This window comes from Allobosea sp. CCNWLY174 (genome assembly GCF_037120455.1).
GTDB classification, from domain to species: Bacteria; Pseudomonadota; Alphaproteobacteria; order Rhizobiales; family Beijerinckiaceae; genus Allobosea; species Allobosea lupini.
This window is the reverse complement of the sequence record NZ_JBBBBQ010000002.1, coordinates 211,959-237,964: the sequence shown is the minus strand read 5'-3', so window position 1 is coordinate 237,964 and position 26,006 is coordinate 211,959. Positions and strand designations below refer to the sequence as shown.

General features: G+C 66.1%; 22 protein-coding genes. 14 read left to right on the top strand and 8 right to left on the bottom strand.

The genetic code is table 11. The features are described from left to right. Nucleotides 1-159: 159 nt before the first annotated feature. The 4 genes from V7S63_RS07905 to V7S63_RS07890 all read left to right on the top strand — a co-directional run bounded on the left by V7S63_RS07905 (nucleotide 160) and on the right by V7S63_RS07890 (nucleotide 4,988). The gene (locus V7S63_RS07905) at nucleotides 160-1,713 is read left to right on the top strand and encodes a D-alanyl-D-alanine carboxypeptidase family protein (RefSeq protein ID WP_336529816.1); all 1,554 of its coding nucleotides are present in this window, start codon (nucleotides 160-162) and stop codon (nucleotides 1,711-1,713) included. Between the two features lie 14 nt (nucleotides 1,714-1,727). Further along, nucleotides 1,728-2,636: a DMT family transporter gene (locus V7S63_RS07900; protein WP_336529815.1), complete on the top strand. Its 909-nt coding sequence runs from the start codon at nucleotides 1,728-1,730 to the stop codon at nucleotides 2,634-2,636. 15 nt (nucleotides 2,637-2,651) lie between these two features. After that, on the top strand, nucleotides 2,652-3,782 hold the full coding sequence (locus V7S63_RS07895; protein ID WP_336529814.1) for a CobW family GTP-binding protein: 1,131 nt from the start codon (nucleotides 2,652-2,654) through the stop codon (nucleotides 3,780-3,782). A 120-nt stretch (nucleotides 3,783-3,902) separates the two neighbouring features. Continuing rightward, on the top strand, nucleotides 3,903-4,988 hold the full coding sequence (locus tag V7S63_RS07890) for a GNAT family N-acetyltransferase (RefSeq protein WP_336529813.1): 1,086 nt from the start codon (nucleotides 3,903-3,905) through the stop codon (nucleotides 4,986-4,988). On the opposite strand, the gene V7S63_RS07885 is transcribed toward V7S63_RS07890, so the two are convergent. The 3 genes from V7S63_RS07885 to V7S63_RS07875 all read right to left on the bottom strand — a co-directional run bounded on the left by V7S63_RS07885 (nucleotide 4,960) and on the right by V7S63_RS07875 (nucleotide 8,424). After that, nucleotides 4,960-6,576 carry an acyl-CoA synthetase gene (locus tag V7S63_RS07885; RefSeq protein ID WP_336529812.1) on the bottom strand — a complete coding sequence of 539 codons (1,617 nt, stop codon included), beginning with the start codon at nucleotides 6,574-6,576 and terminating at the stop codon, nucleotides 4,960-4,962. The two genes, V7S63_RS07890 and V7S63_RS07885, sit on opposite strands and share 29 nt — an antisense overlap. 124 nt (nucleotides 6,577-6,700) lie before the next feature. Beyond that, nucleotides 6,701-7,765, bottom strand: a complete 1,065-nt coding sequence (locus V7S63_RS07880) for an ABC transporter substrate-binding protein (RefSeq protein WP_336529811.1) — start codon at nucleotides 7,763-7,765, stop codon at nucleotides 6,701-6,703. A 185-nt stretch (nucleotides 7,766-7,950) separates the two neighbouring features. Further along, nucleotides 7,951-8,424, bottom strand: a complete 474-nt coding sequence (locus tag V7S63_RS07875) for an Lrp/AsnC ligand binding domain-containing protein (RefSeq protein WP_336529810.1) — start codon at nucleotides 8,422-8,424, stop codon at nucleotides 7,951-7,953. 113 nt (nucleotides 8,425-8,537) lie between these two features. On the opposite strand from V7S63_RS07875, the gene putA reads away from it, so the two are divergent. Next, nucleotides 8,538-11,630 (top strand): bifunctional proline dehydrogenase/L-glutamate gamma-semialdehyde dehydrogenase PutA, encoded by a 3,093-nt coding sequence (putA, locus tag V7S63_RS07870; RefSeq protein WP_336529809.1) that lies wholly within the window; start codon nucleotides 8,538-8,540, stop codon nucleotides 11,628-11,630. A 156-nt stretch (nucleotides 11,631-11,786) separates the two neighbouring features. Here the strand turns inward: putA and V7S63_RS07865 are convergent, their stop codons facing one another. Together V7S63_RS07865 and V7S63_RS07860 are read right to left on the bottom strand one after the other, a co-directional pair. Further along, complete coding sequence (locus V7S63_RS07865; protein ID WP_100959565.1) at nucleotides 11,787-12,050, bottom strand: hypothetical protein; 264 nt, start codon at nucleotides 12,048-12,050, stop codon at nucleotides 11,787-11,789. A 319-nt stretch (nucleotides 12,051-12,369) separates the two neighbouring features. Beyond that, the gene (locus tag V7S63_RS07860; protein ID WP_336529808.1) at nucleotides 12,370-12,714 is read right to left on the bottom strand and encodes a hypothetical protein; all 345 of its coding nucleotides are present in this window, start codon (nucleotides 12,712-12,714) and stop codon (nucleotides 12,370-12,372) included. Between the two features lie 866 nt (nucleotides 12,715-13,580). Here V7S63_RS07860 and V7S63_RS07855 point away from each other — a divergent pair. The 5 genes from V7S63_RS07855 to bla all read left to right on the top strand — a co-directional run bounded on the left by V7S63_RS07855 (nucleotide 13,581) and on the right by bla (nucleotide 20,626). Next, a complete protein-coding gene (locus V7S63_RS07855) occupies nucleotides 13,581-15,287 on the top strand; it encodes an ATP-dependent nuclease (RefSeq protein WP_336529807.1) in 1,707 nt (568 codons plus the stop codon). A 189-nt stretch (nucleotides 15,288-15,476) separates the two neighbouring features. Then, a complete protein-coding gene (locus V7S63_RS07850; RefSeq protein WP_336529806.1) occupies nucleotides 15,477-16,298 on the top strand; it encodes a hypothetical protein in 822 nt (273 codons plus the stop codon). Nucleotides 16,299-16,486: 188 nt separating this feature from the next. Next, nucleotides 16,487-17,662, top strand: coding sequence for a phosphoserine transaminase (locus V7S63_RS07845; RefSeq protein WP_336529805.1), 1,176 nt, complete (start codon nucleotides 16,487-16,489; stop codon nucleotides 17,660-17,662). A gap of 185 nt (nucleotides 17,663-17,847) precedes the next feature. Beyond that, nucleotides 17,848-19,437: a phosphoglycerate dehydrogenase gene (serA, locus tag V7S63_RS07840; protein ID WP_336529804.1), complete on the top strand. Its 1,590-nt coding sequence runs from the start codon at nucleotides 17,848-17,850 to the stop codon at nucleotides 19,435-19,437. Nucleotides 19,438-19,615: 178 nt separating this feature from the next. Further along, nucleotides 19,616-20,626, top strand: coding sequence for a class A beta-lactamase (bla, locus tag V7S63_RS07835; RefSeq protein ID WP_336529803.1), 1,011 nt, complete (start codon nucleotides 19,616-19,618; stop codon nucleotides 20,624-20,626). A 69-nt stretch (nucleotides 20,627-20,695) separates the two neighbouring features. Here bla and V7S63_RS07830 read toward each other — a convergent pair whose 3' ends face one another. Both V7S63_RS07830 and V7S63_RS07825 read right to left on the bottom strand, forming a co-directional pair. Further along, nucleotides 20,696-22,015: an MFS transporter gene (locus V7S63_RS07830; protein ID WP_336529802.1), complete on the bottom strand. Its 1,320-nt coding sequence runs from the start codon at nucleotides 22,013-22,015 to the stop codon at nucleotides 20,696-20,698. 59 nt (nucleotides 22,016-22,074) lie between these two features. Further along, on the bottom strand, nucleotides 22,075-22,737 hold the full coding sequence (locus V7S63_RS07825; protein ID WP_336529801.1) for a flavin reductase family protein: 663 nt from the start codon (nucleotides 22,735-22,737) through the stop codon (nucleotides 22,075-22,077). Nucleotides 22,738-22,886: 149 nt separating this feature from the next. On the opposite strand from V7S63_RS07825, the gene V7S63_RS07820 reads away from it, so the two are divergent. The 4 genes from V7S63_RS07820 (at nucleotide 22,887) to V7S63_RS07805 (ending at nucleotide 24,761) form a co-directional block, all read left to right on the top strand. Next, nucleotides 22,887-23,531 (top strand): GntR family transcriptional regulator, encoded by a 645-nt coding sequence (locus V7S63_RS07820; protein WP_100959571.1) that lies wholly within the window; start codon nucleotides 22,887-22,889, stop codon nucleotides 23,529-23,531. Nucleotides 23,532-23,793: 262 nt separating this feature from the next. Further along, the gene (locus V7S63_RS07815; RefSeq protein ID WP_091836184.1) at nucleotides 23,794-24,003 is read left to right on the top strand and encodes a cold-shock protein; all 210 of its coding nucleotides are present in this window, start codon (nucleotides 23,794-23,796) and stop codon (nucleotides 24,001-24,003) included. Between the two features lie 190 nt (nucleotides 24,004-24,193). Beyond that, nucleotides 24,194-24,460, top strand: coding sequence for a 30S ribosomal protein S21 (gene rpsU / locus V7S63_RS07810; RefSeq protein ID WP_091836186.1), 267 nt, complete (start codon nucleotides 24,194-24,196; stop codon nucleotides 24,458-24,460). A gap of 22 nt (nucleotides 24,461-24,482) precedes the next feature. Next, nucleotides 24,483-24,761 (top strand): hypothetical protein, encoded by a 279-nt coding sequence (locus V7S63_RS07805; RefSeq protein WP_091836189.1) that lies wholly within the window; start codon nucleotides 24,483-24,485, stop codon nucleotides 24,759-24,761. A gap of 235 nt (nucleotides 24,762-24,996) precedes the next feature. Here V7S63_RS07805 and V7S63_RS07800 read toward each other — a convergent pair whose 3' ends face one another. Beyond that, nucleotides 24,997-25,905 carry a DMT family transporter gene (locus V7S63_RS07800; protein WP_248307361.1) on the bottom strand — a complete coding sequence of 303 codons (909 nt, stop codon included), beginning with the start codon at nucleotides 25,903-25,905 and terminating at the stop codon, nucleotides 24,997-24,999. Nucleotides 25,906-26,006 lie beyond the last annotated feature (101 nt).

Here is a 26,006-nt window from a genome sequence, read left to right as displayed (position 1 = left end):
GCATTGCTTTGGACCGCCACGCCACGCTAGGCAAATCACCCGATGAAGGGTAGGTATGCGTCATGAGCGAGGCAGGATTGTCGCCCGCCGTCTCGAAAATGCCTCAAGCGTCGCGTTGAAGCCCCAGGCCCCCGCCAAGACAGGTTCAGACCTCAGCCGATGATCTCATTCCGTCTCGCCGCCGGCGCCACGCTCGCCTCGCTCCTCGCTGCCGCCGTCCCGGCGCAAGCCGGCACCAGCATCGTGGTCGACGCCTCGAGCGGCGCCGTCCTGTCGAGCGAAAACCCGACCCAGGCCTGGCATCCGGCCTCCACCACCAAGATGATGACGCTCTATCTCGCGCTCAAGGCCGTGCGCGAGGGCAGGATCGGACTTGAGACCGCGATCCCGGCCTCGAAGCTCGCCGCCAGCCAGCCGCGCGTGAAGGTCTACATCAAGGCCGGCCAGGAGATCACGCTCGACAACGCCATGCGCATCATGATGGTGAAGTCGGCCAACGACATCGCCTATGTCATCGCCGAGGGTGTCGGCGGCAATGTCGAGACCTTCGTCTCGATGATGAACGCCGAGGCCCAGCGGCTCGGCATGAACGACACGCATTTCGTCAACCCGAATGGCTGGCACCATCCTGACCAGCAGAGCAGCGCCCGCGACCTCGCCGTGCTCGCCATGGCCCTGATGAGCGAATTCGGTCGCTACTCCGATTACTGGAACACCGGCGCGGTCCAGCTCGGCAAGCAGGTGCTCAACAACACCAACGGGCTGGTCGGCCGCTATTACGGCGTCAGCGGCATGAAGACCGGCTTCGTCTGCGCCTCCGGCTTCAATGTCGTCACCACCGCCACGCGCAATGGCCGCACGCTGATCGCCGTCGTGATGGGCGCCAGCTCCGGTGCGGAGCGCACCGTCAAGGCAGCGCAATTGCTCGACGACGGCTTCGGCAAATGGGGTGGCTTCGGCGGCAGCGTTACCGGCATGCCGTCCGGCAATGGCGGGCGTGCCTACAGCATCTGCGACAGCGTCCGCCGCGGCGGCCACGCGCTCGGCGACGACGCCGAGACATCGGGGCCGATCAGCTTCATTTCGACGAACAGCGGCGTCGGCGGCAATGCCGAGGGAACCTCCGACCGCTTTGCCGCGGCAGTGCCGCAGGCCGGCTCCTCCGGCTCGGTGCTGACCCGCGCGCCCTCCGGCCGCATCACGCTCGGCCCCCGCGCCAAGTTCGAGCCGATCCAGGTCTCCTTCGGCCGCACGCCGGGCTCGGCTTCGGCGCCGCTCGCCGCCAATGTCGTGGCCAGGCCCGACACTCAGGTCGCGCGCGAGACGATCCAGCCGGGCGCGCCCGTCGCCGCCGGGCTCGTCGCCGGCAACCGCACCTTCTCGCGCAATGGCGCGATCCCGCCGGCCTCCTCCGCCTTCGCGCCGGTCGCGCCGACGCAGGAGGAGACGCCCGCTACTGCGGCGCTCGGCTCCGGCCCGATGCGCCTGCAGGGCGCGGTCCAGCCCGGCGCCGCGACACCCGCCAGCCTGCGCCCGGGCGCAGCCGCCGGAATCAAGGCCGCGAACAAGCCGGCTGCCAAGCCATTGCTGACCAGGTCGAAGCAGGAAAAGGCGGAGCCTGCCAAGGCCAAGCCGAGCCAGGCGCAGGCCAAGCCGCTGGCGAAGCCTGCGGCCCGCCCTGGGACGAAGCCCGCCGCCAAGCCTGACGCCTGACCCGTCCGGCTGACATGCACGAGCGCGGCGCCTCCTCGGCCCAGAGCGGCCTCGCGCTGGCGCTCGGCTCCGCCGCCGCATTCGGCACCAATATCGTCAGCGCCCAGCTCGCCGGCCATGCCGGATTGAGCGGGCCGCTCATCGTCTTCTACCGCGTCTTCCTGATGCTGGCGCTCGTCATCGGCGCGACGCTGATCTGGCGCGCCAGCCTCGTCGTGCCGCGCCGGCGCTGGTCGGCGCTCGCCCTGTTCGGCCTGAGCACGGCGCTCACCGCCTGCGCCTATCTCTCCTCGGTCGCCTTCCTGCCGATCACGGTGGCGGCCGTGGTGTTTTATACCTTTCCCATCCTGATCGTTCTCGCCGAGCCGTTCCTCACCCCAGCCCGCTTCAGCCTCGACCGGGTCGTGATCGCGCTTGTCGCCTTTCTCGGCGTCGCCATGGTGGTCGGGCCCGACTGGCACGGGCTCGACCCGCGCGGGCTGGCTCTCGCGCTCGCCGCCAGCGTGCTGGCCGCGGTGCAGTTCTTCTCGGCAGCGCGCTGCGCCGACACCGGCACCATTCCAAAACTGTTCTGGTCGCATCTCGTCATCCTGCCGGTGACGCTGGCGATCCTCGCTCTCACCGGCCTGTTCCAGCTGCCCTCGGCGCTGCTGCTCGCGCCGGTCGCGGTCGCGGTGACGATCGGTGGCTATCTGATCGGCTTCCTGCTCCAGGTGATGGCGCTCGCCCGCGTCGCGCCCGGCCCAGCTGCGCTCGCTTTCTGCGCCGAGCCGGTCTTCGCCGTCGCGATCGCCGCAGTCTTCCTCGGCGAGCGCGTCGGCGCGCTGCAATATGCCGGCGGCGCCCTTGTCGTTGCCGCGATCATCGCCAATGTAATATTGGAACAAAAGCGAGCCCGCCGATTGGCTGCGGTGGCCGTGTAGGGAAACTGACCACCGATGTCCGAGCAGTCCGTCCGCCCCGAACCGATCCCGCTGACGCTGCTGACCGGCTTCCTGGGCGCCGGCAAGACCACCCTGCTCAACCGTCTGCTCAAGGACCCGGCACTGGCCGACACGGTCGTGCTGGTCAACGAGTTCGGCGAGATCGGCCTCGACCACCTCTTCGTCGAGGGCATCGAGGACGGCATGATCCTGCTCGCCTCGGGCTGCCTGTGCTGCACCATCCGCGACGACCTGATCGTCACGCTCGAGGATCTGCTGCGCCGCCTCGACAATGGCCGCGTCGCGCCGTTCAGGCGCCTGGTGATCGAGACCACCGGCCTCGCCGACCCTGCGCCGGTCCTCAATGTGCTGATCAACCACCCCTATCTCGCCATGCGCTTCAGGCTCGACGGCGTTGTCACGCTGGTCGACGCGGTCAACGGCATGGCCACGCTCGACGCCCACCCCGAGGCGCTCCGCCAGGTCGTCGCCGCCGACCGGCTGGTTCTGAGCAAGACCGATATCGCGACCGACGGCGCAGCGGTCGCGGCGCTGCGCAAGCGGATGGGCGAACTCAATCCGGGTGTTGAAATCCTCGCGCCCGAAGCCCCTGCCGAAGCGATCATCGGCGCCGGCCTCTACGACATCGCCGAACGCCCGGACGACTTGCGCCGCTGGCTCGCGGCGGAAACGCTGGGCGGCGATGATCACGATCATGACCACGATCATGGCGACGCCGACGGGCACCACCATCATCACGGCGGGGATGGCCATCATCATCACCACGACGTCAATCGCCACGACGCCAGCATCCGCGCCTTCACCCTGACCGCCGAGGCGCCGATCCGCGAGGCGACCTTCGACCTGTTCTGGACCCTGCTGCGCTCAACCCATGGCGCAAAGCTGCTGCGGCTAAAGGGGCTGGTCGCCCTCGCCGAACACCCCGAAGGCCCGCTGCTCGTCCATGCCGTCCAGCAGATCCTGCACCCGCCGGTGCTGCTGCCGACTTGGCCCGACACCGACCATCGCTCCCGCCTCGTGCTGATCGTGAAGGATCTGGAAGAAGAGACGGTGGCCCGGCTCTGGTCGGCCTTCCTTGGCCGTCCCGCGCCAGTCCGGTCAGAGCATCATCACCACCACGCCTGACCGGCTTACACCGGCCCGCTTCTTGGTTCGTCACGCGCAGACCCTGTCCCGCCCCGCGCCCACGTGCCGATCCGGCACGGAAGCGCACCGAAGCGGGGCGAGCCGCGAAAGGGCTGCGCCATGCCGAACCTCGCTGCATTCCCGGCTGCGCCGGACGAGACCGTGCCGAAGACTGCCGTCTCCAGCCCGGCCGGCCTGACGATCGAGCGCCGCCCGCTCGCTGCCTGCGCCGCCATCGAGGCCGAATGGCGCGACCTCGCCGGCCGCGCCATCGAGCTGAACCCGTTCTGCGAGCCCGATTTCGCGTTGCCCGCCGCGCAGCATCTCGTCGATTTCCGAGACGTCTCCGTGCTGCTGTTCTGGGATGGCCCCACCGCGCCACGCCGCCTGCTCGGCTTCGTGCCGGCCCGCCTCAGGCGCAGGCTGCTGGGCCAGGACGAGCTGATCGGCTGGAACAATCCCCGGCTCGGCCTCGCCACGCCGCTGATCGACATCGACCAGGTGGAACGCGTCGTCGCTGCCCTGCTCCACGCGCCTGGCCGCTGGGGCCTCGCCGATACGCAGACCCTGCAGCTGAGCCGTCTCGATCTCGACGGCCCGCTGCTGCACGGCCTGTTGCAGGCAGCCCAGCGCACCAGCCATGCCGCTGCCATTGAGCCGGCCTCCGCACCAGCCTCCCCGGCGACGCCGGATCTCGCGGCCCTGCGTCACGGCCTGTCACGCCATGGCAAGCTCTCCTTTGCCGAATCGGCCTCGCGCCAGGACCTGCGCGACATGGTCGAGCTCCATCTGGCGCTCGAAGCCTCTGGCTCGCTGGCACGCGCCGGCGGCGCTGCGCTTCAGGACATCCGCGAAAGCGCCTTCCTGCGCGCCATGACCCGCAATCTGGCGCGCGGCCATCGCTGCCGGGTCGGCCTGCTGAGCCTCGACGACAAGCCGGTCGCGGGCGCAATCCTGATCGGCAAGAGCCCGCGCCTCTGGCTCTATTCGGGCGCGCAGGACGAGCGCTTCGCCAGCTTCGCCCCGTTGGCCCAGCTCGTCGCCTGGCTCGGCCGCCGCGGCCGCCAGCGCGAGATTCTCGCCGACCTGCCCGGCCTCAACGCCGTCACGCTGTCGCAGCGCCTCGGTGACGTCCGCCTCTCCGTGACGGCGAAAGCTACGCGCCGGACGACGCAGCTCACCCGGCGTCGCGCAGCAGCCGCCTGATGATCTTGCCGGTGGTGGTCATCGGCAATTCCTCGCGGAACTCGATCTCGCGCGGGTATTCATGCGCCGCGAGCCGCTCGCGCACAAAGCTCTGGATCTCCGCGACAAGCTCCGTCGTCGGCGAGTAGCCCGGCTTCGGCACAATGAAGGCTTTGACGATCTCGGTGCGCAGCGCGTCAGGCTTGCCGACCACCGCCGCGAGTGCCACCGCCGGATGGCGCAACAGGCAGTCCTCGATCTCGCTCGGCCCGATCCGGTAGCCTGACGAGGTGATGACGTCGTCGTCGCGGCCGACGAAGCGGATATAGCCCTGCGCATCCTGCGAGCCCTGGTCGCCCGTCGTCATCCAGTCTCCGATGAACTTGGCCTCCGTCGCCTCTGGCTTGCGCCAGTAGTGCAGGAACATCACCGTATCGGGCCGGCGCACCGCGATCTGCCCCTCCTCTTCCGGCTCGCAGATGCTGCCGTCTGGCCGGAGCACCGCGACCTCATGGCCCGGCACCGCTTTGCCGATGAAGCCCGGCTTGACCACCCCGATCGCGGCGCAGGAGGCGAGCACGAGATTGCACTCGGTCTGGCCGTAGAACTCGTTGATCGTCAGGCCGAGCTTCTCGCGGCCCCAGGCCAGTGTCTCGGCGCCGAGCGCCTCGCCGCCCGACGCAACCGTGCGCAGCTTGAGATCATAGCGCCCGCGCGGATTCTCGACTGCGCGCAGCATCCGCAACGCCGTCGGCGGGATGAAGCAGTTGCGCACGCCCAGATCCGCCATCAGCCGCAGTGCTTCATCGGGATCGAACTTGGCCGCCGGCCGCGCCACGATCGGGACACCGTGATGCAGCGCCGGCAGGAGATTGTTGAGCAGGCCGCCGGCCCAGGCCCAGTCCGCCGGCGTCCAGAGCAGGTCGCCAGGCTGCGGCAGGAATTCATGCGGCATCTCCACGCCTGGCAGATGGCCGAGCATCACCCGGTGACCATGCAGCGCACCCTTGGCATTGCCGGTGGTGCCGGAGGTGTAGATCATCAGCGCCGGATCGTCCGGCCCGCTGTCGACCGGCGCGAAATCATCGCTTTCCGCTTCCAGCAGGCGCGCGAGCCCTTGAGCCCGTCCGTCCGGCCCGTCGGCCGAGATCACCAGCTCGAGGTCCGGCAGCGGCTCCTCGATCTGGCCGAGCTTGGCGAGCCCGGCCGCATTGGTGATCAGCGCCTTCGCCCCGCAATCGCGCAGGCGGTAGGACAGCGCGTCGGCACCGAACAAAGCCGCCAGCGGCACCGCAATGGCGCCGAGCTTGTAGGCTGCCATATGTGCGATCGGCACCAGACGACCTTGCGGCAACAGGATCGCGACCCGGTCGCCTTCGCCGACACCGCGCTTGCGCAGCGCATTCGCCAACCGGTTCGACTGCACCCGCAACTCGCCATAGCTGACCGGCACGATCGACCAGTCGGGCTGAACCTCCAAGATCGCGATCTTCCCGGGATCGACCGCGGCCCAGCGATCGCAGCAATCGACGCCGATATTGTAGCGCTCCGGAATGCGCCAGCGGAAAGCAGCGCGCAGGCGCTCATAGTCACGGATGTCGGGAAGCATGCGGCAGGCCCAGGATGACGGATCGAGCATACGCCGGTCAGCGCCCGCTCTTGCAAAAAGCGGCGCACGATATGCGAAGCCGAAAGCCGCTGTCACCTTGGCCTAAGGTCAACTGCCCGGCCGGTCAGAACGCCCGCTCGGCCTCCGCCGGCAGGAAGCCTTCGGCGAAGGCATTGCCGGCCTTGGCCTTGTCCTTGAAGGAGACAGCCAGCCCGATCTGGTCGAGCCCCTTTTGCCAGCGCGCCTTGTCGATGCTGCCGAAGCCGTTCGCCTTGACGCCCGGCGTCATCACATAGTGGTCGAGCGCCATCTTCAGACGCTCCAGCTCGATCTCGGCACGGGCACCGTCATTGCGCTGGAGCACGCCGGCGATCGCCGCCTCCGGCGCGGCGACGACATCGCGGACGCTGCGCGTGATCGCCCGCAGCAGGCCGCGCACCGCTTGCGGCTTCTCCGCGATCAGCTTCGGTGAGACGATCACGGCATTGCCGTAGAGCTCGATGCCATGATCGGCCATCAGCAAGGTGACGATATCCTCGGCCGGCACGCCACGCGCCTTCATGTTGATCACGGAGGTGTGGGCAAAGCCGAAGATCGCATCGAGCTCGCCGGAGGCCAGCATCGGCTCGCGCACGGTGAAGCCGATATTCTCGAGCTTGATCTTGGCGTCGTCGATGCCGTTGACCTTCCTGAACACCGGCCATTGCGCGAAGGCGCCGTCCGCGGCGGGAGCGCCGAGCTTCTTGCCTTCCAGGCTCTTGGGATCGCTGCTGATGCCGCGGCTCTTGCGCCCGACGATCGCGAAAGGCGGCCGGTCATAGACCATCATCACCGCCTTGAGATCGATCGTCGGCTTCTCGTCGCGGAAGCGGATCAGCGTATTCACATCGCCGAAGCCGGCATCGAAGTCACCGCTTGCGACCCGGGGGATCGCTTCACGCGACCCCGTCCCGGGCTCGATCGTGACGTCCAGCCCTTCGTCGCGGAAGTAGCCCTTGTCCAGAGCAGTGAGGAACAGCGCCGCCGGTCCCTCGAAACGCCAATCAAGCGTGAAGCGCAACGGGATGGTGGCAGCTGCGACAGGCGCACTGCGCAAGCCGGCCCAGGCCGCAACACCGGTTCCCGCGAGGAAACGCCCGAACCCGCGCCGGGAGATCGGCGCGCCAGGCAGGGGCATGGCAACGGACATGGCAAACTCCGGAGCGACCATAGCCGACACGGACGCAAGGACCTCTCCGACGGGGCTTACGGAGCACCATACTGGAGACGCAAAGCAACCAAGACTTCCCTAGCAGGCAGGTCAAGCGCCAACACGGCAAGATCGCGGCGAAATCGCGGAAATGGTTACGTTTTTCTGCGGCAGTGCCGCTTGTGTCACAGCGGCAGCGCGCCGTCGGTCTTGACCTCCTCCATCACCGCATAGGTGCGGGTCTCGCGGACGGCCGGCAGCGCCAGCAGCACATCGCCGAGAAAGCGGCGATAGGCGTTCATGTCGGCCACACGGGTCTTGACCAGATAATCGAAGCCGCCGGCGACCATATGGCATTCCAGCACCTCAGGAGCCCGCTTCACCGCTGCCGCAAAGCGCTCGAAGGCGTCGGGCGTCGTCTTGTCGAGATAAACCTCGACGAAGACCAGGAGGTTGAGGCCGAGCTTCACCGGATCGAGCGTCGCGCGGTAGCCGGTGATGAAGCCCTCGCGCGCCAGCCGCTTCAGCCGCTCGCCCGTCGCGGTCGGCGACAGCCCGACCTTTTCCGCCAGCTCGACGCCGGCAGCGCGGCCATCGCTCTGCAGCAGGGCAAGCAGGCGCCGGTCGGTTCGATCGAGAACCGGATTATTCTCTGCCATCTGAGTTTCCAGCGGGATAAATCGCTGCATCTTTGCCGAAATCTCCGTTGATATCCAGCCTCATTGCGATGATTCTGCAGATCATCCCGCCGCCGAGACCCGGAGCCTTCTTCATGGCCGCCCCTGCGCCCGTCTTCCATGCCCCCTATGCCGAGGACGATGCCGCGATCGCCGGTCGCCTGCTCTCCGGCGGCCGCCGGGATCCCCTGGCCAAGGCGAGGATCGACGCCCGCGCCACCTCGCTGGTCGACGCGATCCGCACCCGCAAGGTCGGCTTAGGGGGTATCGAGGAATTGCTGCGCGAATACTCTCTCTCGACCAAGGAGGGCCTCGCGCTGATGGTGCTGGCCGAGGCGCTGCTGCGCGTGCCCGACGCCGCCACCGCCGACCGGCTGATCGAGGACAAGCTCGGCCAGGGCGACTTCGCGCATCACGAATCCAAGTCCGACGCCTTCCTGATCTCGGCCTCGTCCTGGGCGCTCGGCATCACCGCCCGCATCATCCAGCCGGGCGAGACCCCGACCAGCATCATCGGCAACCTCTCGAAGCGCCTCGGCCTGCCGGCCGTACGCACCGCGACGCGCCAGGCGATGCGCGTGATGGGCAACCATTTCGTCCTTGGCCAGACGATCGAGGAGGCACTGAAGCGCGCCCGCTCCGGCTCGGGCAAGCTCTACCGCTACTCCTTCGACATGCTCGGCGAAGGCGCCCGCACGCAGGCCGATGCCGACCGCTACTACGCGTCCTATGCCGACGCGATCGACGCCATCGGCCGCTCCGCCGGCAACGACAGGCTGCCGAACCGCCCGGGCATCTCGGTCAAGCTCTCGGCGCTGCATCCGCGCTATGAGGCGACCAATCGCGAGCGCGTCCTCGCCGAGCTCACCCCAAAGGTGATCGAGCTCGCCCGCCAGGCCAAGACATACGACCTCAACTTCACCGTCGACGCCGAGGAGGCCGACCGGCTCGAGCTTTCGCTCGACGTGATCGCCGCGGTGATGGCCGAGCCTTCTCTCGCCGGCTGGGACGGTTTCGGCCTCGCCATCCAGGCCTATCAGAAGCGCGCCGCGGCGGTGATCGACCACATCGCGGCGCTGGCCGAGACCTATGACCGCCGGCTGATGGTCCGCCTGGTCAAGGGCGCCTATTGGGATACCGAATTGAAGCGCGCCCAGGAGCGCGGGCTGCCCGACTATCCGGTCTTCACCCGCAAGGCGATGACCGACCTCAACTACGAGGCCTGCGCGAAGCAGCTCCTCGCCTTGCGCCCGCGCATTATCCCGCAGTTCGCCACCCACAATGCGCTGACCGTAGCCACCGTCGCCGAGCTCGCCGGCGATGCCGAGAATTTCGAGTTCCAACGCCTGCACGGCATGGGTGAGGCCTTGTATGAGCGCCTGCTGCAGTCGGACGCCGGCTTCGCCTGCCGCACCTATGCGCCGGTCGGCGGCCATCAGGACCTGCTCGCCTATCTCGTCCGCCGCCTGCTCGAGAACGGCGCCAACTCCTCCTTCGTCTCGGTCTCCGGCGATCCCGACGTGCCGGTCGCGACGCTGCTGGTGCCGCCGGCCGACATCATCGGGACGCCGAGCGCAGCCCGCCATCGCCGCATCCCGCTGCCGGCCGAGCTCTTCGGACCGTCGCGCCGCAACTCCGCCGGCGTCGAGCTCGGCGATGCGCAGAGCCTCAGCTCCCTCCTCGCCGAGATCCGCGCCGCTGCCGCCAAGCCCGTGCCAGAGGCGGTGCCGCTGATCGACGGCAAGCCCGGGACCGGTACCGCTCGCGACGTGCTCTCGCCGATCGACGGCAAGCCGGTCGGCCGCGTCACCGAGGGCGATGCCGCGAGCGCCGAGAAGGCGATGGCCGCAGCCAAGGCCGGCTTCCACGCCTGGAACGCGACGCCCGCCCGCAACCGCGCCGCATCCCTGCGCCAGGCCGCCGACCTGATGGAAGCGCGCCGCGGCCCGATCCTGGCGCTGCTCCAGTCCGAGGCCGGCAAGACGCTGGACGACGCCATCGCCGAACTCCGCGAAGCCGTCGACTTCCTGCGCTACTACGCTGCCGAAGCCGAGGCCAAGTTCGCCGTGCCGACCGCCCTTCCCGGCCCGACCGGCGAGGACAACCGCCTGATCCTGCGCGGCCGTGGGCCCTTCGTCTGCATCGCGCCCTGGAACTTCCCGCTCGCGATTTTCGTCGGCCAGGTCGCGGCGGCGCTGGTCGCCGGCAACAGCGTCGTCGCCAAGCCCGCGCCGCAGACCCCGCTGATCGCCGCGCTTGCCGTCCGCCTCCTCCATGAGGCCGGTATCCCCAAAACCGCGCTGCACTTCGCCCCCGGCGACGGCAAGCTCGGCGCCGCCTTGGTCGCGCACAAGGACGTCGCCGGCGTCGCCTTCACCGGCTCGACCGCGACCGCCCGCGCCATCAACCGCGCGCTCGCCAACAAGGACGGCCCGATCGTGCCGCTGATCGCCGAGACCGGCGGCCTCAACGCCATGATTGTCGACGCGACCGCTCTGGCCGAGCAGGTCGCCGACGACGTCGTCCTCTCCGCCTTCCGCTCGGCCGGCCAGCGCTGCTCGGCGCTGCGCCTACTCGTCGTGCAGGAGGACGTCGCCGACAAGATGGTCGAGATGATCGAGGGCGCCGCCCGCGAGCTCACGCTCGGCGACCCGCGTGAGATCGAGACCCATGTCGGCCCGGTGATCGACGCTGCCGCCAAGGAGCGCCTCGACGCCCATATCGCCGCGATGCGCTCGGCCGGCCGCGTGACCTATGCAGGCAAGACGCCTTCCTTGCCCGGCACCTTCGTCGCCCCGCACATCGTCAGGCTCGACAAGGTCGCGGACCTCGCCGCCGAGCATTTCGGCCCGGTCCTGCATGTCGTGCGCTGGAAGGCGGGCCAGCTCGACAAGGTGCTCGCCGAGATCGAGGCGACCGGCTACGGCCTGACCTTCGGCCTGCATTCGCGCATCGAGGCCACGGTCGAGCGCGTCGTCGACCGGCTCTCGACCGGCAACATCTATGTCAACCGCAACATGATCGGCGCGGTCGTCGGCGTGCAGCCCTTCGGCGGCCACGGCCTGTCGGGCACCGGCCCCAAGGCCGGCGGCCCGAACTATCTTGCCCGCTTCGCCACCGAGCAGACGGTGACGATCAACACCGCGGCGGCGGGTGGCAACGCCTCGCTGATCGCGATGGGGGAGTAGCCTCCTTTTCCCATGGCAACCCCCTTCTCCCCTCGGGGGAGAAGGTCCCGGCAGGGGGATGAGGGTGGCTCGACCGGGCGAGCCGTCGACCACTCACCCCGCCTAACGCGGCCCTCATCCCCCCGAGGGGAGAAGGGTTCTCCGCGCCTCCCTTGCCTACTCCGCCGCCCTTGCCGCCGCCTGCTTCAGCCGCGCCAGCGCTTCCTCGGCGCCGGCCTTGACCGCCGGGTCCGTCACCTGCCCCTCGGCCGCGACGCGCTCGGCCAGCGCCGCGACGCTGAACTCAGCCCCGCTGGCGACGAGCTTCAGCACCGCATTCGACAGCACGTTCGGCCAATAGGCCGCGCCGCCCTTGGCCAGCCCCTTGGCCTTGCGGCCCTCGAATTCCTTGGTGAGCTGTTCGGGTGTCTTCCTGGCCATGGCGTCGGGCTTCCGGTGAATCGGGTCTGAGGCGAGCTTATAGCAGCCTGCCGGCAAAGAGCGCGGAACCTCGACGCAAACTCCCTTCCCCCTTGTGGGGAAGGGTCGGGGATGGGGGTGGTGCCGCCTGGCGATCGCTCGCCGGAAAGACGGGTGGCAGCGGCGACAGCACTGTCTTGTTCGAGAGATCGCTCCAGCTTTGCGACCCCCACCCCTGCCCATCCCCACTGATCTCGGGCCTGCCCGAGATCAGCACTCAGAGTGGTCGAAGTCGGGTAGACCCGACTTCGACGCGGGGGAGGGGTTCGCGCCTCGCCTTCTACCCCTCGCCCTGCAGCGGAATCGCCTCGAGCTGCGCCTTGTGCCTGGCGATGCGCCGCTCGGCCTCGTACCAGGCCTCCCTGCCCTCGACGCCCTGGCCGCGCAGGCGGATCGCCTCGTGAAAGGTCGCGCGCATCTCGTCGGAGAGGGCCTGCATGAATTCGCCCGAGCATTGCAGGCTATCGGGCCCGCTACAGGCCTTGGCCCGCCGGCAATCCTTGCGGCCGCAGAAGCGCCAGCACTGCAGCAATGTCGCGAACTGGCGGAGCATGATCGGCCGCTCGCGCTGGAAGCGCTCGAATTCCTCTTTCGTCGCGCCGCGATGGTCGGGATTACGGGGCATGGGTGTCCTCCGATTAGCCCCCTTCTCCCCTCGGGGGAGAAGGTCCGGCAGGGGATGAGGGCGGCACGACCGGGTGAGCGTCTGAGCGTCGGGCTGGACTTCCCTCATCCGTCAGCGCTTCGCGCTGCCACCTTCTCCCCCGAGGGGAGAAGGTGCGCGTCGCGCCTCCCGCGCCCAAGCTTTTCCCCGCCCGCAGGCTCCCCCTGCGGGCGTTGTCGTATCTGAGGGGCAGCGGAGCGCCGCGAGGCGCTGGGTGGTGATCCGCTTCCGTGAGCTACGGAAGCGGCGCGGATGGGTTGAGCCACCATCCGCACGCCCCGTGGCGCTCCGCCAGGCGGCGATTTGAAAGCTCCGGGCCGCGCTTCTGTCGCGCCAGCGTGAGCCAGCGCGGTCTAGCGAGCTCCTCGCGCAGGGATCGTAGTGTCCCCAGGTCGGTTCCCGAAGCCTCCCGGGAGCGAGGCGCAACCCTCGCCCGCAGGCGCCGCACCCACCCTGCCAAACGACATGCCTCCAGTCGGCCGCCCCTCGGGGATGGGATGCGGCGGAGTATACGGGAGGTTCGGAGGGCGGGGATAAGTTTGCGGTCTATTCCCGTCAGGTAGGGGAATGATTGCCACCGCGGCGGCATACCGTTGAAACACCGAGCACTTTTATGGCCGTGGATTATTCGGCCGCGAGCAGTTCACTGAGCTCAGCGCCGCTTTACAGCAGGTTGAAGGCCGCTTCATCCTCTCGCTGAATGACGTGCCTGAGGTGCGCGAGATCTTCGCCTGGGCCTCGATCGAAACGGTCGAGCTCAGCTACCAGGCGGGCGGAGCGGAGCACACGAAGCGGGTGCGGGAAGTGGTGATTTCCAAGGAGCGACAGTGACACATCCTTTACTTCAAGCTCTACAACAACTTGAGGTCGGCATTGGCAGCATATCGTTTGTCGATGGCTCAAAAGTATCTTTGCCGAAGTCCGGCGTCCTCGCGATAATCGGCCCCAACAACACAGGTAAGAGCTCTTGCTTGCGAGATCTGTTTCGTCGCCTGCGCGGTAACCCCGGCGAGCGGTCGCCCGTCAGCTCCATTCAGGTCGACTGGCATCAGGCCGACCACGAGATTGATGCAATTTTCTCCGAGTACAAACAGCCGGATGGCTCGATAGATTTTAATTTTCATGAAGTGACATATGGGACTATCAAACGCTTGCGAGAGGTGAATGGTGCGTCATTAGGACCTGGTCTCGCCGCTCACATCGTCACATATTTGGTGCCCGAAGGCCGTCAGGCCGAGTGTAGCCCACCACCGACGTTCGACGCCCGGGCTCAAACAAGCCCTGGGCATCCTTTTCAAAAAATGTTTCGCGATCCAGCGCTTGAGCGGCGTGTTTCTGATGCCTTCAAGGAAGCCTTTAAGCAGGAACTCGTAGTCCACCGAGCAAATTCGAAAACAATCCCCGTCTACGTGGGCGATCGCCCGCAACGTCAACCAAGCGAGGAGTTCAACTCGCTTGCCTACCTTGATAGGGTCGAAGCGCTCGCCCCTCTGGAAAGCCAAGGTGATGGCATAAGGGCTTACGCCTCGATTGTTTCCCGAACAATTACTGAAAATAGCGCGATCATCCTGATCGATGAACCCGAAGCGTTCTTGCATCCGCCGCAGGCGAAGCTTCTCGGAAAGCACATCGCTCCTGCTGATCGGGCGATGCAGACCATCGTCGCCACTCACAGCACAGACGTGCTCCAAGGCCTACTCTCGGCTCGCTTTGGAACGACAGACGTGGTCCGACTGGCGCGTTCGAACAATAAAATAACAGTCAGGCACCTTCCGGCAGATCGGGTTGCGGCACTGTGGCGCGATCCGATACTTCGCTTCAGCAAGTGTCTCGACGGCCTATTTCATGATGGCGTTGTCATTTGCGAAGCAGAGGCGGACTGCCGATTTTATGAGGCATTGGTCGATAATTCTATTCCTGCGACAGACCGGCCAGATGTTCATTATACATATAGCGGCGGCAAAGACCGGCTCCCCGTCGTAATTGCCGCTTTGGCGGGGTTGGGAGTACCGGTCTCGACTATCGTTGATTGCGACGTGCTGAACAATGAGCAGCCATTGCGACGGATCGTCGAAGCGAGCGGAGGCGCCTGGACCGACTACGCCGCCGATTGGGTCTTAGTGAAGGACGCTGTTGAACAGCGCGGAGTTCATCTCACGGCCCCCGCATTCGCCCGGGAGCTACGCAACGTGGCTGATCAGCTTCCACTAAGTGGTGCCGTCGCCCGCGAGATACTCGCTCGAATCAAGAAAATGACACGCAACGCTTCACCTTGGGACACCGTTAAAGACGGCGGGGTTGCCAATGTTCCAAAAGGCGAGCCGACCCTGGCGGCGGAGCGGCTCTTGGCGGCTTTGGCACACATCGGCGTATTCGTTGTTCCCTGCGGAGAAATGGAGGGCTTTTTTCGGAACACCACAGCGCATGGCAATCGGTGGGTAGAAGAAGTGCTTCAAATGGATCTCGCAATTGATCCTAAACTCTCCGCTGCACGGTCCTTTGTAAAACAGGTTCTGGCCCGCCTCGGTCAGTAGGAAGTCCTGCATATGCGGACTGTTGAGCGAAAGCCTACACCTGGGGCGAGATCTACGCCTTCAGCCAGCCGTTCACCATTCCGTCGAGCCGGGGGGAACCCCAGCCGCCTCTGGAGCCCCCGAAACAGGGGGCGCTTTTCTGATCGGCACGCTGAGGCCGACTCTCCCCGCTAACAATGGACCAGGCTAATGACACTCGTAGTGATCTGGAAAACTACAAAAGGCATCGGGGTCATCGCGGACAGTCGTTTCGGCAACGGGGGCGACACGGTTTCGATCTCTGGTCCAAAGATTTTCGCATCGACACCTGTGCTGAACAGAGCGCGAGATGGGAGAAAACGCCGCCTGCCTAGCATGGGTTTCGCTTTTGCTGGAGCCACCCCTAGTGGCTTGGTCACAAACGCTTTGGCATCCACCTGCCTCCAAAACTTGGCAGCTGAAGATTTCGACGATGGGCCGACCGTCCAGGACGTCGCGAACCTCTACGAGCGATGCGGGGTACTCGCGATCGACGATTTCCGTAAATGGAAAGCCTACGACTTTTGTTTCGAAGCGGTTGTGTTCGGACGAGACGGTCCGAGTTCCCCTTCCCGTGCTTTCGTCTTGGATTTTCGAATTGGAGATGACGGAAATGCCCAATGCACTTCAGCGGAGATCGATTTCTCAATCCATCGCATGATGCTTCTCGGGGCTGGAGTGGATCAAGTCCGCGATATTTTTGCGCGCGCCGCCCCCAATGAGGTGTTGGTTCCCTCAAAGATTCTGCAGGCAGTTATGGACAACCCAGCCGTACCGAGCGTCGGAGGTTATCAGCAGGCGGCGCTCGCAGCAGTCGACGGAGTCGAACTGCACCCAAGTCTGGCATCATTTTGGCGCAAAACGCCCGAAGGAATGGAAACCGTCCTGGGCCCGACAGAGCGAATTATCGAATTCCGTCTGATGGGGTTCGAATTGAGCAAAATCGGATCTGTCGGAAGATACTCGCCTACGGCAAACCACTTCGCATCATAACCGCCTACTTCCTCCAGCAAGAGAGCAAAAGACGATCTGTTGCCATTTGATTGTTCGCTCAATGCCATTTGAAAGTTCGCGCTACAACTGCTGCATTAGCTTGACTCCCCTCCCCGTCCCATCCTACCCCCATCGACGGGACACGCCGCCCCAACGCGGCGCGCCCATCTGCAAGGATGGAGACATCGATGGCGAATACGATTCCGGCCGCGCGCCCGCGCGTGCCGCATTTCTCGTCCGGCCCCTGCGCCAAGCGCCCCGGCTGGACCCTCAAGACCCTCTCCGACGCGGCGCTCGGCCGCTCGCACCGCGCCAAGATCGGCAAGGACAAGCTCAAGCTCGCGATCGACCTGACGCGCGAGGTGCTGCAGATCCCGGCCGATTACCGCATCGGCATCGTGCCGGCCTCCGACACCGGCGCCGTCGAGATGGCGATGTGGTCGCTGCTCGGCGCCCGCGGCGTCGACATGGTCGCCTGGGAAAGTTTTGGCGAGGGCTGGGTCACCGATGTCGCCAAGCAGCTCAAGCTGGCGGATGTGCGCACCTTCACCGCCCCCTATGGCGAGTTGCCGAACCTGAAGAAGGTCGACACGAAGACCCGCGACGTCGTCTTCACCTGGAACGGCACGACCTCGGGCGTGCGCGTCGTCGACGCCAGCTGGATCGCCGACGACCGCGAGGGGCTGACGATCTGCGACGCGACCTCGGCCGCCTTCGCGCAGCGCCTCGACTGGCCCAAGCTCGATGTCGTCACCTTCTCCTGGCAGAAGGTGCTCGGCGGCGAGGCCGCGCATGGCATGATCGTGCTCTCGCCCCGCGCGGTCGAGCGGCTCCTGACCTACAAGCCGGCCTGGCCGCTGCCGAAGATCTTCCGCATGACCTCGGGCGGCAAGCTCTCCGAAGGCATCTTCGCCGGCGAGACGATCAACACCCCGTCCATGCTCGCGGTCGAGGATTATCTCGATGCGCTCAACTGGGCCAAGAAGGTCGGCGGGTTAGAGGGGCTGGTGAAGCGCGCCGACGGCAATGCCCGCGTCATCGCCAAGTTCGTGCGCGAGAACGACTGGATCGACTTCCTCGCGGTCAAGCCGAAGACGCGCTCGAACACCTCGGTGTGCCTGAAGTTCACCGACCCGGCGGTGACGGCGCTGCCGGCGGATGCGCAGGCGGCCTTCGCCAAGCAGGTGGTCTCGATCATCGAGAAGGCCGGCGCCGGCTACGATCTCGGCCATTACCGCGACGCCCCTCCCGGCCTGCGCATCTGGTGCGGCGCGACCGTGCAGAGCCGCGACCTTAAGGCGCTGCTGCCGTGGATCGCGTACGCCTTCAACGAGGCGAAGGCCGGGCTGAAGAAGGCGGCGTAAGCGCGACCTAACCCCTCCCCCTTGCGGGGAGGGGCAGGGGTGGGGGTCGCAAACGCGGGCTCGCCCCTCGGACATTTTGCGCGACGCCGATCGAGCCGTCGCGCCTCTCCGCATTCGGCTGCACCCAGTCGTTCCACCCCCACCCCTAACCCCTCCCCACAAGGGGGAGGGGAATGGAGGCTGCCATGACCAAGCCCCGCGTCCTCATCTCCGACGCCCTCTCCCCCGCCGCCGTCCAGATCTTTCGGGATCGCGGCATCGACGTGACCTTCGATCCCAACCTCGGCAAGGACAAGGACAAGCTCGCCGCCGTGATCGGCGATTATGACGGCCTCGCCATCCGCTCGGCGACCAAGGCGACCGCCAAGCTGCTGGAGGCCGCGACGAAGCTGAAGGTGATCGGCCGCGCCGGCATCGGCGTCGACAATGTCGAGATCCCGGCCGCGACCAGCCGCGGCGTGATCGTGATGAACACGCCCTTCGGCAACTCGATCACCACCGCCGAGCACGCCATCGCGATGATGTTCGCGCTCGCCCGCCAGATCCCCTCGGCCGATGCCTCGACCCAGGCCGGAAAGTGGGAGAAGAACCGCTTCATGGGCGTCGAGATCACCGCCAAGACGCTCGGCCTGATCGGCTGCGGCAATATCGGCTCGATCGTCGCCGAGCGCGGCATCGGCCTGAAGATGCGCGTCATCGCCTTCGATCCCTATCTCTCGCCGGAGCGGGCGGTGCAGCTCGGCGTCGAGAAGGTCGAACTCGAGGACCTGCTGAAGCGCGCCGACTTCATCACCCTGCACGTCCCGATGACCGAGAAGACCAGGAACATCCTCTCGTCCGAGAACCTCGCCAAGACCAAGAAGGGCGTGCGCATCATCAACTGCGCCCGCGGCGGGCTGGTCGACGAGGCCGCGCTGGCCGAGCTGATCAAGTCCGGCCATGTCGCCGGCGCCGCCTTCGACGTGTTCTCGGTCGAGCCGGCCGAGCAGAACCCGCTGTTCGGCCTCGACAATGTCGTCTGCACACCGCATCTCGGCGCCTCGACCAATGAGGCGCAGGAGAATGTCGCCCTGCAGGTCGCCGAGCAGATGAGCGACTATCTTTTGAAGGGCGCGATCACCAATGCGGTGAACTTCCCGTCGATCTCGGCCGAGGAAGCGCCGCGGATCAAGCCCTTCGTCGACCTGGCGGAAAAACTCGGCTCCTTCCTCGGCCAGCTCACCGAGGCGCCGGTCAAGGGCATCCGCATCGAGTACGAGGGCGCGGTCGCGAGCCTGAATCTCAAGGCGATCTCGGCCGCGGCGATCACCGGCGTGCTGCGCCCCTTCCTGCCCGAGATCAACATGGTCAACTCGGCCATGGTCGCCAAGGAGAAGGGCATCGTCGTCGAGGAATTGACCCGCGAGGTCGCCGGCAATCTCGAAAGCGTCATCCGCATCGTCGTCGAGGCCGAGGACATGCCGCGCCATGCCTCGGGCACGGTCTTCCATGACGGCAAGCCGCGCATCATCGAGATCCGCGACATCCAGGTCGATGCCGAGTTCGCGCCGCACATGCTCTATGTCCGCAATGCCGACAAGCCCGGCTTCATCGGCCAGTTCGGTTCCTTGCTCGGCGCCGCCGGCGTCAACGTCGCGACCTTCAATCTCGGCCGCGACAAGCCGGGCGGCGACGCGATCTGCTATGTCGCCGTCGACGAGCCGGTCTCGGACGAATTGCTCGCCAAGATCCACGAGATTCCGATGGTCAAGCGGGCGAGAAGGCTGAAGTTCTGAGGGCTGGCCTTGTCATCTCGTCATGGTCGGGCTTGTCCCGACCATCCACGTCTTCGCTTCACTGCGGCGCATGCGGTGTTCAAGGCGTGGATGCTCGCCACAAGGGCGAGCATGACGGTGGTGGCCCTACCCACGCCGCAATCACCCTCCCCTGTGGCGCCACCACAGGGGATTTTTCATGCCGACCCGCCGCGCCTTCGCCTTCGCCTCCACAACCGCCCTCGCCTTCCTCGCCGCCTCCCCCGCTTTCGCCGACTGGGACAAGGGCAAGCTCGATGCAGGCATCAAGACCATCGAGCAGGGCACGAAGGGCCGCATCGGCGTCGGTCTGATCGACCTCAAGGATCGCAAGAGCTGGACTTATCGCGGGGGCGAGCCCTTCCCGCTGCAGAGCGTGTTCAAGCTGCCGCTCGCGATCGGCGTGCTGCAGGCGGTCGAGGCTGGCAAGTTCAAGCTCGACCAGAAGATCACCGTCACCCGCAACGACCTCTCGCTCTATCACAGCCCGCTCGCCAAGGACTTCAAGGGCGAGCGCAACGACTATCCGCTGCGCGAGCTTCTGACGCGCTCGACAGCCGAGAGCGACAACACCGCCGCCGACCTCTTGCTGCGCCTGATCGGCGGGCCGCAGGCGCTGACGGCCCTGCTCAGGGACGGCGGCGTCACCGGCATCTCGGTCGATCGCTATGAGCGCGTCTTCCAGCCGGAGATCCTCGGCCTGCCCGGCTATGGCTGGGACCAGCAGATCGACACCGCCAAGTTCTACGCTGCCATCAGCGCTATACCCGCCGCAGAGCGCAAGAAGCGGCTGCAGGCGACGCTGACCGACAAGCGCGACGCCGCCTCGCCCGAGGCCTCGATCGCCTTCCTCGAAGGCCTCGCCAGGGGCAACTGGCTGCGTGATCCGGCAAACGCCGCGCTGCTCGACAAGATCATGCTGGAGGCCAAGACCGGCCCGAACCGGATCAGGGCGGGCCTGCCGAAAGGCGCGCGCTTCGCCCACAAGACCGGCCTCGGGCCGAGCGCCGACGGGCTCAACCACGCCACCAACGATATCGGCATTGTCACCCTGCCGGATGGGCGGCGCTTTGCCATCGCGGTCTATCTCGCCGGCGCCCAGGTCGGCGAGAAGGAGCGCGAGGCGGCGCATCAGGCGGTCGCGAAGCTGGCGGTGGAGAGCTTGCGCTAAGCCGCAAATTCATCACGGGCGCGCAGCCAATCACGCAGTGCGCCCGTGAACTTCTTCAAGCGGCGCCGCCTAGTTGGACAGCCGGCCGGTGTCGGGCCGGTCGAGGTCAAGCGTCCGGGTCTCGGGAATGAGCAGGCCGGTGATTAGGGTGATCCCTGAAACCACCATCAGGTAGACCAGGAACAGCCGCTGCTCGCCCGCTTGCGAGAGATAGGTGTTCACATAAGGAGCGGTGCCACCGAAGATCGCGGTCGCGAGCGAGAGTGGCCCGCTTACTCCGGTTGCCCTGACCTCGGTCGGGAAGACCTCGGCCCACACCGCTGTGTTGACCCCGAACAGGCAGGCCAGGATCAGCAAGGCGCAGATCATGGCCGTCAGCAGGCCTGAGAAGCTGTTGGTGATGAGCGCGTCGAGCTGGAAGGTCGCGGCGATGAAACCGACCCCGAACAGGATGATGAAGATGCGCCGCCCGAAGCGGTCGGCGAGCCAGCCCACGATCGGGATCGCGACGAGGAAGACCGCCTGCGCGATCAGGCTGGCGGTCAACGCCGATTTGGCGTCGAGCCCGCGATTGATCTGCGCGAAGGTCGGGCTGTAGATCAGCCAAGTGTAGAACATGATCGAGCCGCCAGCCGAAAGGCCGAAGACGACGGCAACGCCACGCCAATTCCGGACGAGCGGCCTCAGCCCGCTCCCGGTGTCGGAGCGCTGCGCTTTAACCTTCTCGAAACTGTCGGTCTCGGTGAGTTTGCGCCGCAGATAAAGTCCATAGAGGCCGAGCAATCCACCAAGCGCAAAGGGAATACGCCAGCCCCAGCTTTCCAGCGCCGGCCGATCGAGGTTGGCATTGAGCAGAAGACCGGTGACGGTCGCGATCATGGTCCCGAGCACGACGCTCATCCAGGAGGTGCTGCCATAGAGAGCGCGCCGATGTCGCGGCGCGCGCTCGACCAGATAGGTGACGGATGTACCCATCTCGCCGCCATGCGCGATGCCTTGGGCGAGCCGCGCCACGAGCAGGATGACGGAGGCCGCAAGCCCGACTGTCGCGAAGGTCGGCGCGCAGGCGATGACCAGGCTGCCGCCGGCGGTGATGAACATCGCCAGCGTCAGGCTTTTCTTGCGGCCGACGCGGTCGGCATAGAGCCCGAACAGGAAGCCGCCGAGCGGGCGGGTCAGGAAGCCGGCGGCGAAGACGGCGAGGGCCGCGAGCAGGGCCGCCGACTTGTCGGCCGACGGAAAGAACTGGAGCGCAAAATAGGGCGCGAAGATCGTGTAGATCGCCCAATCGAACCATTCCAGCGTGTTGCCGAAATTGACGGCGACGAGATCCTTCATTCGCCGGGATACGGCAGGACGAAGCTCGCCTGTTGCAGCGATGTCAGACATGGTGACCCCTCTTTTATTTGATGTTTGCTGGTGTCCGGCGCGACGTTGCGCGCGGTGCGTCAGCGGCTGGCGGCGCGCCCTTCGAGGCCGAAGCGGGCATCGGCGTCCGCTCCCGGCACGCGCATTTCGAAGGTTTCCTTCACCACCGCGTAGTCAAAGTAGCCGAGGCGGGCGATCGGCTTGATCGCTGCGATATCGAGCTTGCCATCCGCGGTGATGAACCTGTCGTCGATATGGATCGTCTCGACCTGGGCGAAGACGATATCGATCGTGCCGACCGCCGAGTTGCCCTTCATCCGGTGCGTGCTGAGATATCGGCACTCGAACTTGACCGGGCTTTCTTGGACCATCGGGATGCGCGCATTGTCCGCATACTCCCGGGTCACGCTCAGGCGATCGAACTCGCTTTCCTGCGGCGGCAGCGCCATTGCGCTTAGATTGACGTCCTCGCGCAGATCGTAGGTCGCCATGTTCCAAACGAACCAGCCGGTTTCCTCGGCATTGAGCACCGTGTCCTTGCGCCGCCCGTCCGGGTACTGGTTCGCCGAGAACATTACCATCGGTGGGTCGAAGGTCAGATTCTGCCACTGGCTGTAAGGCGCGATGTTCTCGACGCCGGCCGCGCTGACACTCGACAACCAGCCGATCGGCCGCGGCACGGTACAACTCTTGAACGGCGAATAGGGCAGCGGGCTCGGCTCGATCTGGGGAGAGTACTTCATGGCGCATCCCGGCTGTCTGGTGGCATTCAAATAATATCCCACCGATATATCGGATGGATCACGGTTTGGAAAGCCCGTGAAATCGGCTATCGAGATTCCTGGGATTCGCCGTACCTGACCGGGCACGGCCGTCGCTATGGAAAGGCCGGATGAACCAGTCGGAGCAGGCGCTCGGCGCCCTCGAGAGCCTGATCGAGCAAGGCGCTCTCAAGCCGGGCTCGATGGTGTCCGAACGCGGCCTGATGGATCTGACCGGACTCGGCCGGACACCGGTTCGCGAGGCGATCCAGCGCCTCGCCCTCAATCACATGCTGAAGATTCACCCGAACAAGGGCATCGAGATACCGGCGATTTCTGTCGAGGACCAGCTCAGCGGGCTGGAAGTGCGTCGCGTCGTCGAGGTCCTGGCGGTCGAACTCGCCTGCAGCCGGGCCTCGGCGAAAGACATCCGCGAGATCGAGGCGCTGTCGTCAGCGCTGGATGGCGAGTTCGATCTTCGCGACTACTCGCAGACCGTTCGCCAGACACATGCGTTGATCATCCAGGCCGCCCGTAACCCTTATCTGGAAGCGCTGATGGTCCCGCTGCAGACCCTCTCCCGGCGTTTCTGGATCATGCATGTAAGGGATGAGCAGCAGGAGATCGCCCACGGAAAGCTGTTGCATCAGGCCATTCTGCGAGCGATCGCCGCGAGGGACATGTCCGCAGCCACCGCAGCCTCGTTGGCGCTCAACAGCTATTTGGTGGAATTCGCCCTGTCCGTAGTCGCGCGGATGGCCGTATCGCGCAGTTGACCGCGGCTACCGGCAACAGCGAGCCTCCAATCCGGCTCCTCGTCGCTCAGCCCCGGGGCGTTCTGTCGACGCCATTTCCGACATACACGGGAAAGTTGCATTGACAAATGAAGGACAAACCCCCATTTGTAGTGCTCGATCTAGGCCGAACGAATTGGCCCGCGCTATTTTTGCGCACCGCTGACGACCTTCCTGCTCAAATCGAAAACATGCGTGGCATGCGGCTGCGCGTGAATTGCCAACCGCAAGAAGGAATATGACTATGGCCAACGGTACTGTGAAATGGTTCAACGGCACCAAGGGTTTCGGCTTCATCCAGCCGGATGATGGCGGCCAGGACGTGTTCGTCCACATCAGCGCCGTCGAGCGCGCCGGCCTGCGCGATCTGCGCGACGGTCAGAAGATCTCGTACGAGCTCGTCCAGGACAAGCGTTCGGGCAAGATGTCGGCCGACAATCTGCGCGCCGAGTGAGCTGACGCGCTGTCCAGCGTGAGAGATCAGCGGCCGGCGACCACGGATGTACTGGCGCCAGGCCCGCTCCACGCGGGGTAGCTCAGGAAGGGTCGGGATCTACCCGGCCCTTTTTGTTTTCAAGAGATGTTCGGCCAAGGCGTTTCGACCAGACGCCTCGACCAGATGCTTTCACGAGAGGTAAGTCCGAATGCAGGTTCTCGTCCGCGACAACAATGTCGACCAGGCGTTGCGCGTCCTGAAAAAGAAGATGCAGCGCGAAGGCGTGTTTCGCGAGATGAAGCGGCGCTCGGCCTACGAGAAGCCGTCGGAGAGGCGCGTTCGCGAGAAGGCCGACGCGATCCGCCGCGCCCGCAAGCTCGCTCGCAAGCAGGCGCAGCGCGAAGGCCTGCTCCCCGCTCCCAAGCCGAAGCCGCGTCCGGCCCGCCCGCCGCGTCCGGCAGCCGTCGCGTCCTGATCCTCATAAAGGAGCCGCTGCCATGGCAACAAAAGGACTGACCGCCGAGCAGGCCAAGCTTCGCGCGGAACGGAACTTCGCCAAGACCGAGCAGCGGCGACAGGAAGCCGAGAACGCCATGGCGGCGGTTCAGGCCGAGCGGCGGGCCGTCGCCGAGAAGACCGCGAGGCTGCGCGCATTGCGTCTGGCCAAGGAGGCGGCAGACGCACAGACCGCCGCCGAGCAATTGGCGGCGAAACCAGTGGCGACGAAGAAACCTGCCGCCCGTCGCACCGTCGGGAAAGCCAGCGCCGCGCGCTGACTCTCCGGCGGCGCAGCCTCGACGTCGCAGAACAGCGCAATAGTCGCTATCCCGGTCTTGTCTCGGCTGGCTTTCGAGCCGGGCAGGATAGCTGCTCAAGGCGCGCCCCGGCCCATGCCAGGAGGCGCCCTTCCCTGCAGCTCCCGGCGCATCCTTCCAGCCGGGCTCGATCCCGTCATGGTCGGCAGCAGATGCGCGATGCCCGCGTGGCAGTCGATGCGGCCCCGGGGCGATGTCAGCGCGGCCTGCGTTCGGCGATCAAGATGCCGCCCAGCACCAGCGCCAGCGCGAGTCCGTGATAGAGCGCGAGCTGCTCGCCGAGGATCGCGACGGCGAGCAATGGCGCGAACACCGGCACGAGATTGACGAAGACGCCGGCACGGCCGGGTCCGATCAGCTCGATCGCGCGCATGAAGAAGAGCTGCGACAGGATCGAGGGGCCGATCACCACAAAGGCCAGGATCAGCCAGCCCTTCGGCGTCGGCCAGAAAGCCTTGCCGGTCGCGATCTCGACCCCGAGCAGCGGCAGCGAGACCATGCATGCGACGATCGCCATCGCAGTGAAGAAGATCAGCCCGGGCATTGGCGGGCGCGTGCGGATACCGACCGTATATCCCGCATAGAAAATGCAGGCGATCATCATCCACAGATCGCCCGGTACGAAACTGAGCTGCGAGAGGACGTGCCAGTCACCTCGGCTCGCCGTGACCAGGACGCCGACGATCGTCACAGTGACGCCGAGCGCCTGCAGGCCGCCGATCGGCGTGCGCAGGGCAAGAAAGGCACCGAGCAGCACGAAGACCGGGATCGAGCCCTGCAGAATGCCGATATTGATCGCCGTGGTCGAATAGGCCGCGATGTACATCAGCGTGTTGAAGCCGGTGAAGCCGAATGCGCCGAGCAGGATCACCTTGAGCCAGTTCACCTTCAGCGCCGGCCAATGCTCTCGCAGGCCCCGGCGGAACAGGTAGGGCATGACGGTGCAGACGAAGACCCAGCGCAGCGCCGTCAGCGTCATCGGCGCGATCTCGCCAACGGCGAGCCGGCTGGCCACGGCATTGCCGGCCCACATCAGCGTGGTCAGCGTCAGCAGCACATAGGCGTTTGCCCAGAAACGCTGCGGGAGGGAGGCTGCCGGCTGCAAGACGCATGATCCTCATGTCTGCGGAGCGCTTGCATAGCCTTGCACACAGCGCTTCTCCTATGAGAGGAGGCGCAATACAGCCCGTCGCCGCACGCAAACGT